At 62.1% G+C, this 8469-nt stretch carries 5 protein-coding genes and 1 pseudogene; 5 read left to right on the forward strand and 1 reads right to left on the reverse strand.

The window, feature by feature from the left end:
• Nucleotides 1-543 (forward strand): annotated as a pseudogene (locus ACFFU4_RS17710) (IS5 family transposase); the annotation flags it as partial.
• A gap of 9 nt (nucleotides 544-552) precedes the next feature.
• On the opposite strand, the gene ACFFU4_RS17715 reads toward ACFFU4_RS17710, so the two are convergent.
• A complete protein-coding gene (locus tag ACFFU4_RS17715) occupies nucleotides 553-1293 on the reverse strand; it encodes a response regulator (RefSeq protein ID WP_377071223.1) in 741 nt (246 codons plus the stop codon).
• A gap of 276 nt (nucleotides 1294-1569) precedes the next feature.
• Between ACFFU4_RS17715 and ACFFU4_RS17720 the strand changes: the two genes are divergently transcribed.
• The 4 genes from ACFFU4_RS17720 to ACFFU4_RS17735 all read left to right on the forward strand — a co-directional run.
• The gene (locus ACFFU4_RS17720) at nucleotides 1570-3300 is read left to right on the forward strand and encodes a type I secretion system permease/ATPase (protein WP_377071224.1); all 1731 of its coding nucleotides are present in this window, start codon (nucleotides 1570-1572) and stop codon (nucleotides 3298-3300) included.
• Between the two features lie 11 nt (nucleotides 3301-3311).
• Nucleotides 3312-4625, forward strand: a complete 1314-nt coding sequence (locus tag ACFFU4_RS17725; protein WP_377071225.1) for an HlyD family type I secretion periplasmic adaptor subunit — start codon at nucleotides 3312-3314, stop codon at nucleotides 4623-4625.
• A 114-nt stretch (nucleotides 4626-4739) separates the two neighbouring features.
• Nucleotides 4740-6194, forward strand: a complete 1455-nt coding sequence (locus ACFFU4_RS17730; protein ID WP_377071226.1) for an efflux transporter outer membrane subunit — start codon at nucleotides 4740-4742, stop codon at nucleotides 6192-6194.
• A 232-nt stretch (nucleotides 6195-6426) separates the two neighbouring features.
• Nucleotides 6427-8469: calcium-binding protein (locus tag ACFFU4_RS17735; RefSeq protein WP_377071228.1), on the forward strand; the 2043-nt coding region annotated here is incomplete at its 3' end.

Here is an 8469-nt window from a genome sequence, read left to right on the forward strand (position 1 = left end):
TTCGTCGAAGATCAGCAGACTGCAAATCGTAGCTTATGTCAGTGTCCGAATTTCGGGGGGTAGCTCAACCTACCTCAAGGCCCACCGGACCGCGACCAGCCTGGCCGCGAAAAAGGGGGGCGTGGCCGCCTGATCGGGCGCACCAAGGGCGGCATGAACACCAAGCTGCACGCCATCTGCGACAGCCAGGGACGTCCGCTTGACCTCTTTGTCACCGCTGGACAGGTCAGCGACTACATTGGCGCACGGGCATTGCTGGGCGGCTTGCCAAAGGTCGAATGGCTGCTCGGAGACCGAGGCTACGACGCAGACTGGTTCAGAGACGCGTTGAAAGACAAGGGGATACGCGCTTGCATCCCGGGGCGGAAACAGCGCAACACAACTGTCAAATATGACAAGCGCCGCTACAAACGCCGCAACCGCATCGAGATCATGTTCGGCAGGCTCAAGGATTGCCGGCGCGTCGCAACACGCTACGACAGGTGCCCGAAGGTCTTCCTCTCCGCCATCGCCCTCGCAGCAACCGTCATCTATTGGCTATGAGTCCTGACCCTAGCTTCGGGATTCGGACGGCAAAGAAAACGCGTACCCGATCCCGTGAACCGTTCGGATATAGTGTGAGCGTCCCTCGGGGACGGGCACCTTGTTTCTCAGGCGGCTGACGAGGCCGTCAACGGCGCGATCATAGCTTTCCCAGTCGCGCCCCTTGATCGCGTTCATCAACTGATCCCGGCTCAGGACCTGTCCGCGATGGCGCAGCAGCGCGGCAAGCAGATTGAACTCTGCGGTGGTCAATGTGATCTCGCGTCCATCAGGAGCGAAAAACAAGCGGGCCCCGAGATCCAGCTTGTAGCCATCGAAATCGATGACATCACCGGAAGCGCTCCGCGCCTCCGGACTGGCGACTGGCTGCATGGAACGATGCTTGGTCGTTCTGCGCAGCAAGGCGTGCACACGCGCCAACATCTCGCGCACCCTGAACGGCTTGGTTATGTAATCGTCGGCACCGATCTCCAGCCCCACCACACGATCGGTTTCCGCGGCGCGCCCGCTCAGGATGATGACGCCGCAGGAGGGATCCTGCGCCAATTCCTGGATCAGCGAAAGTCCGTTGCCGTCGGGCAATCCGAGATCAATTATGTAAATGTCAAATCGTTGCTCAGCCTGCATCTGCCGAAACCTGGCGATCGACGTCGCGAGCACAACGTTACATCCGTCCTCGGACAAGGCTTCGTCGAGAAGCCTGGAAATCTGGGCGTCATCGTCGAGGAGGAGTACGTTCGGACGGCTCATGGTCTTTCCCATGTTCTACACGTTAGAAGTGTAATTTCTTTCATTGATCAGCACAAGCATGCACTTGGCGAGGGATCGCTGATTCGTTGCCATGCTGATCCGGCGTCTGCGGCCGATCAGGGGCGTGGCAGAATGACACCGGTGCATGCACGACCGGATTTGCGCCATAAATTCACCACTTCGCCGCAAAATTCCGGTGAGCAATCTTCGGTGACAGACAGGCGTGGGTCCTGTCAGGCGCTTACCGGCGGACGAGACATGCAACTACGAATCGCGATGCGGGACGGGAGAAACTCAGGCAATGCCTATCTTGGGGCGTTGCGAGGATTGCGCGGCACATTCGTGCTCGTGGCGCTGTTCAGCGCCGCGATCAACGTCCTGATGCTGACCGGTCCGGTTTACATGCTGCAGGTTTATGACCGCGTGCTGTCGTCCGGTTCCGGTGCCACGCTGCTGGGGCTCTTCGGCATCGTGATCGTGCTTTATGGCTTTCTCGGGGTCTATGATTTCCTGCGCGCGCGGCTCTTGTCGCGGGCGGCTATCCGGCTCGATACCGAGGTTGGAGAAGAGGCGTTTCGTTTCTCCCTGCGTGCCGGTTTGATCGGGGACCGGACGCGGATCGATCCCCGCGCACAGCCGGTTCGCGATCTCGATCTGGTGCGCGGCTTCATGAGCAGCCCGGCGATCACCGGGTTCTTCGATCTGCCCTGGATACCGCTGTTCCTGGGGCTGATTTTCCTGATCCATCCGTGGCTCGGCTGGCTGACGCTGGCCGGGGCCGGGGTGGTGACAGGGGCGGCGCTGCTCAATCAGTTCCTTGTTCAGGGGTCGATACATGACGCGATGACCATCGAAGGGGCCGAGCGCGCCCTGCTCGAACAGGCGCGCGGCGAGTCCGAAACCCTCCACGCGCTCGGTATGCGTGAACGGATGGTCGCGCGGTGGCGCGAGATGCACGACACGGCGCTCGCCACGGGGCAGACGGGCAGCGACCGGTCGGAGGGATTTTCCGCCTTCTCGAAGTCGTTTCGGCTGCTGCTGCAATCGTCCCTCCTGACGCTGGGGGCGCTGCTTGCTCTGCGTCAGGAAATCTCGCCCGGCATGATCATCGCCACATCGATCATCGCCGGCCGGGCGCTCGCGCCGGTGGATCAGGTGATCGGCCAGTGGCGCGCCATCGGGCGGGCGCGCGAGGCGCATCACCGCCTGAGCGAGATGTTTCGCGAGGCACCCGCTGACAAGCCGCGGGTCGATCTGCCCGCGCCGGAGGGTCATCTGCAGGTCCGGTCGCTGACCAGGCTGGTCCCGGCGGGACCGGAGGCGGACGCCCGGCGTCCGCGTATCCTGGACCGCGTCAGCTTTGCCCTGTCGCCCGGTGACGGGCTCGGCGTGATCGGCAACAGTGCCGCAGGCAAGTCCACGCTGGCGCGCCTGCTGGTCGGGGTCTGGACGGCGGATGCGGGGGAGGTGCGGCTCGATGGCGCGACGCTCGATCAATGGACACCCGCGGCGCTCGGTCGGCATATCGGCTATCTGCCGCAATCCGTGCAGATGTTGCCCGGCAGCGTGGGGCAGAACATCGCCCGGTTCGACCCGGAGGCCAGGGACCGGGACATCATCGAGGCGGCGCGCATCGCCGGGGTGCACGAGATGATCCTCGGCCTTTCCGACGGCTACGCCACCCATATGGACCGCACGGTCAATCCTTTCTCGGTCGGTCAGGTCCAGCGTCTGGGCCTTGCGCGGGCCGTCTATGGCGCGCCGCGCCTCATCGTGCTGGACGAGCCCAATTCAAACCTCGATGCCGATGGTGACGAGGCGCTGACGCGGGCCATCCGGAGGATGCGCGACCTGGGCAGCGTGGTCGTGGTCATGGCGCACCGTCCAAGCGCGATTGCCGCCGTGAACAAGGTGCTGCTGCTGCATCAGGGCCGGGTCGCGAAATTCGGCGACAGGGATGAGGTGCTGGACACCAAACCGCGTCCGGTCGCGGTCGCGGCGCAGTGAGGGAGATGGACATGACCGCAGAAGCCTTTGCCGGCCCGCCTCTCAGAACGGACCTCTCGCGTGCCGCCCGCATCGGTATCCTGGGAGGGTTTGCATTGCTGATCCTGGTCTTTTCATGGGCCTACATCACCCCGATCAGCGGTGCCGTCATCGCCTCCGGCTCTGCGGTTGTGCGCGGCAAGCCCAAGATGGTCCAAAGCCTCGATGGTGGCATGGTCGAGGACGTGCGCGTCGCCGATGGCGACCTGGTGCGTGCAGGCGATGTGCTGTTGCGGCTCGATCCGACGTTGCTGCGCATCAATCTGGAAATGTACCGGAACCGTCTGGCCGAGATACGCGCCGAGATCGCACGTCTCAAGGCCGAACAGGTGAACGCGGTGCGGCCGATCTTCGACTATGACACCACGTATCTCGACGGGCTCGGACTCGACCAGATCAACGCAGGACAAGCGGAGATTTTCCAAGCGCGCCGCGACGTGATGCAAGGACGGCAGGATCAACTGCGGGAGAAGGTCGCACAGTTCCATAACCAGATTTCCGGGGTGGCGGGTCTCATCAAGGCCAAGAAGGACCAGTTGACCTTTGTCGAGAAGGAGCTGGCGGATGTCAGCGCCCTGCATGCCGACGGTCTGGCGCGCGAGGGACAGGTGCTCGAATTGCAGCGCGTGCGCGCCCGGCTTCTGGGCGAGATCGCGGAAACGCAATCCGAACTGGCACGGATACGCAATTCGATCCGCGACACAGAACTGGAGATTCTGCAATCTGAACGGCAATTCAAGGAACAGGTGGTCACCGACCTGCGTGCTGCGGTGACGAAGAGCGAAGAGCTTCTGCTGCAGATTATCACCGCGCGCAATGAGCTCGACCGGATCGAAATCCTCGCGCCGGTGGGCGGTATCGTGCACGAAATGCAGGTGCATAGCGCGGGCGAGGTCGTCCCGCCAGGCGAGACGATCCTGCAGGTCATCCCGATCTCGAAAGGGGTGGATTTCGAAGTCAGGGTTGATCCGAATGCGGTCGATCAGGTGTTTCAGGGGCAGCGGGCCAAGCTCGTCTTCACGGCCTTTAACACCCGCACGGCACCCGAACTCGTTGGCTCCGTGTCGGGGGTGTCCCCCGACCGTGTGGTTGATCCGGCCACGGGCAAGCCGTTTTATCGCGTGACGCTAACCGTCCCGCAAGGTGAACTGGAACGGCTTGACGGCCATGAAATCCTGCCGGGCATGCCCATCGAGGCCTACCTGCAAACCGGCGAGCGCACGGTTCTGAGCTATCTGATGCGGCCCCTGACCGATCAGTTGCGCCGCGCCTTCCGTGACGACTGAGATGCCCGCAATGTTACGCCTTCGGCACACCGGGTGATGCGCCTTCGGCACAATGCGCTGTCATTTCAAGGCAAAACTTGTTTTCCGGCGGGTTTCAGGCCATGATGCGCACGAGTGGGCGCATGTGAACAACCGGCACCAAAAGCCGGAAAGCATGCAGTGAGGCAGGGTATTTCCATGACGGCTCAGGGCTGGCGCGGGGCGTCACGCACATTTCGTGTTCTGTTGGCTCTGCCAATTCTGGCAGGCTGCTCTGGTGAGCCGTACAAGGCCCCGGTCTTTTCCTTTCTGTCCTCCTACAAGACCGCACGCGACGGATCGCCGGTGTTGCTCAGCAATTCCGAATGGTGGAGAAAGTTCGAAGACCCTGTTCTCAACGCCCTGATAGAGACCGGACTGACCGGCAGTCTCGATCTCGATATCGCCAGGGAGCGTGTGACCGAGGCGGAAGCGATCCAGCGCACCGTGCCGCAGGCGGCGGTTCTGCTGCCCGGGGCAGAGCTGCGGCGCGAAGGCGGTGACAACAGGTCGGCACGCACCCGCGGTGAGGCGTCTCTCGGGTTCGAGTGGATCGTCGATATCTATGGCGGACGGCGGGCACAGATCGACGCCGCCGGGGCGCGTATCGAGGTGGCCGATGCCGAGGTCGATGCCGCGCGGCTTCTGCTTCTGCTCAATATCGCCAATGCCTATGTCGATCTGCGCTATCAACAGACCAGCCTGCGCCTGCGCCGAGCGGAATTGAACTCTCGCCGCCAGACCCTTGAACTGGTCGAACGCCTGAAGGAGGGCAATGCCGCCACCCGGGTGGACGTGGTCAAGGCGCGCGCGCTCGTGTCTGAGACCCGCGCGGAGATCCCCGAGATCAAGGCCGCGATCGAGGCCGCCAGGAACGAGATCGCAGTGCTTCTGGGAAAGATTCCGGGCACGCTCGAAACCGATCTTGACACCACGGCGCGTCAGCCGCGCGTGTCGCTGTCGCCCGATGTGGGTATCCCGGCGGACCTCCTGCGCAACCGGCCAGATATCCGCGTGGCAGAGCGCAGCTACTACGCCGCCTTCCGCGATGTGGCGGCAGCGCGCGCCGACCTCTATCCGCAATTGTCGCTCAGCGGCACAATCACCGGTGCGTCGCTCACGAATACGCGCAACACCGAGTATTTCTTCGGTCCGGCGTTGACCTTCCCGGCGCTGCCGAACAAGGCCCGGAGCGCCCGCGTCGAGCAACGCGAGTCGCTGGTCCGGCAGGCCCATACGCGGTGGAAGTTGACGGTTCTCGAAGCGATCCGCGATGTGGAAAGTTCTCTCGCGAATTATTCCGCTGCCATCTCTGCACAGCGTACCGCTGCGGAAACGGTGCGGCTCTACAGGGAAGTTGTCACGCTGACCCGCGAGATTGTCACTCGCGACGGCGCTACCATCCGCGACCTGATCGAGGCTGAACAGAACGTTGCCACCGCCAACACCACCCTCGCCGAGACCCTCCGCCGCGTCGGCCGCGGCTACGTGGCGCTGAATGTGAATCTGGGGTCCGGGCACGCGGTGGACCGGCAGGCGAAGGCGGACTGACAGGAAATCGGCACGGTCCGCTAACGGTATCGGCGGGGTCGATTTGCGCCCGTGGGATTGCCTGAAAGACATGGGCAAGACCATTTTCCACATCAGTGTGACATTGTGCGACATTTGTAAAAATTTCAACCTCACGTTGACGAAATGAAAAGCGCGCGTCGAACGCGTGGAAAGTTCGGCGGTTACTCCCCTTGTCCAGGACCGCAAACCTGGTTTCACAAGGGAGAGCAGCATGGCGACCATCGAAGTCCTTGACCAGACTGACGAGAACAGCGGCACAACCGTCGCTGAAGAGATGTTCGGCCTCAATGCGCTCTTCACGGTGAATGCACCTGATACGACGCTATTGAGCGAGAGATATCAGGAACTTGGGTCAACCAATTTGCGCTACCCCGGTGGCTCCGTAACCGAATGGTATTTCGACATTTCGGATATCAGCGGCGGCAGCCACGAGCGGACAACCGGTTCATTTCAGGGCAGCACGCAAACACTGACACCCTTCACGGATTTCGTCGATCTCGCCGCCAGCCTCGATAACAGCATCACCCTCGTGATTCCCACGATCAGCGGCTTCACGCAATCGGCAGGCGAGGCATTGGTTGCCGGCACCTATGGTCAGCGCGTCGTCGACGCGGGCCATCTGGAAAACGTGTCCGAATTCATCAGGACGGCTGTCGATACCGCGCAGGCGCGCGGTGTCAGGATCGACGCGCTTGAAATCGGGAATGAATTCTGGGGCTCCGGGCAAATGACCGCCGCGGAATATGGCAAGCTGGCGGTGGCGATGTCGCAGGTGATATCGGACACGTTTGCCGATATGGGCATTGCGACGTCAGAACAACCGGACATCGTGGTCCAGACTACCAGTTCCGCCGGGATTTTCTCGCCAAGCCGCGACTCTACACTTCATGTCGACGAGGCAACAGGGTTTGTCTATGCACCGCATCAGATGGGTGGTCTGGATGACGCATTCATCGCCGGGCTGACCGAGGTCACAGTGGACTCCCAGGGCACATCGCGCCCGCAGGTTCGCGAAATAATCGCGGCATTCGAGCGCGATAGTATCAGCGTGGAGAACGCCAATGGCGAGCTGTTCGATCTGAAGTTGCCGGACGCCGCGAACGCGATCGACGGGGTGGTCGAACATTATTACCTCGATGGCGGTTTCGATGCCGTGAACACCGAGGAACAATTCGGCTTCAGCCAATTGGACTTGTGGGATATCGCGCTTGAAGCTCGCGATGACGCGCTTCCGGAACTCGATTACTACATCACGGAATGGAATACGCGCAAGAATGGTGACGTCGAGCAGGCTAATAACCGCGGCCTGCAACAGGTTTCCATGGCCACGGAAATCTTTTATGAAATGGTCACCCATGATGTAAAGGCTGCGCATTTCTGGCCTGCGATCTTCAATTACAGCAACTCCGGAACGCTGATATTCAACTCCGCGGAATCCCTGACTCTCGCCGGCGAGGGCTTTGCCCTGATGAGCGAAAGCCTTGTGGGCCTCACGCCGAACATGGATTTCAGAGTGGCGGGAGAGGTCGCCATTAACGGATATGGCAACAGCGACAGGCTGGTTTATTTCCTGTCCGAGCGCAGCGGGTCCGAAAACCGGATGGAACTGGACCTGAGCGCCGCCACGACCCTCGACGCAGATTACTACCGCGTGTCCTGGACCGAGCTGTGGGACGGCGGCGCGGGGGGGGTCGACGAAACGGCCGAACCGGTCATCAGCACGACCGAGGTCACCGGGCTGATGACCGCCGAAGAGTTCGATGAATTTCTTGTCACGATGCAGGCATGGTCCGTCCTGCGCCTCGATATCGAGGGCGTCGATGCCGCGGATGCCGGCAACCTCCCGCCGGACGGCAGCGCCCCCCATGCTCGCCTCGTGGAAGGCTCGGACGCCGATGACCGCATGCGCGGCGGGTTGGGGAACGACACGATCGTGGGCCTCACCGGCGATGACAACATGAACGGATACGAGGGAAACGACCTGATTTCCGGGAATGCCGGCAATGATTTCGTCAAGGGTGGCTGGGGCGATGACACGCTGCGCGGCGGGGATGGCAACGACAGGATCACGGGCGACTGGGGCGATGACATGCTCTTCGGCGGAGGCGGCAACGACACCCTCCACGGCGGCGACGGCAGGGATACGTTCATCACCTCTTCCGACCCAGACGGCGAGGATATCATTGCCGATTTCGTGGTGGGCGAGGACCTGCTGGATGTGTCCCCCTGGGGGGTCGCGAGCCTCGCCGATCTC

The organism is Roseovarius ramblicola, from assembly GCF_042430665.1.
GTDB lineage: Bacteria > Pseudomonadota > Alphaproteobacteria > Rhodobacterales > Rhodobacteraceae > Roseovarius > Roseovarius ramblicola.

Excerpts from the sequence above, each read along its gene's own strand:
- ACFFU4_RS17715 (WP_377071223.1), bottom strand. The coding sequence starts at position 1,293 with ATGAGCCGTCCGAACGTACTCCTCCTCGACGATGACGCCCAGATTTCC.
- ACFFU4_RS17720 (WP_377071224.1), top strand. The coding sequence starts at position 1,570 with ATGCGGGACGGGAGAAACTCAGGCAATGCCTATCTTGGGGCGTTGCGA.
- ACFFU4_RS17725 (WP_377071225.1), top strand. The coding sequence starts at position 3,312 with ATGACCGCAGAAGCCTTTGCCGGCCCGCCTCTCAGAACGGACCTCTCG.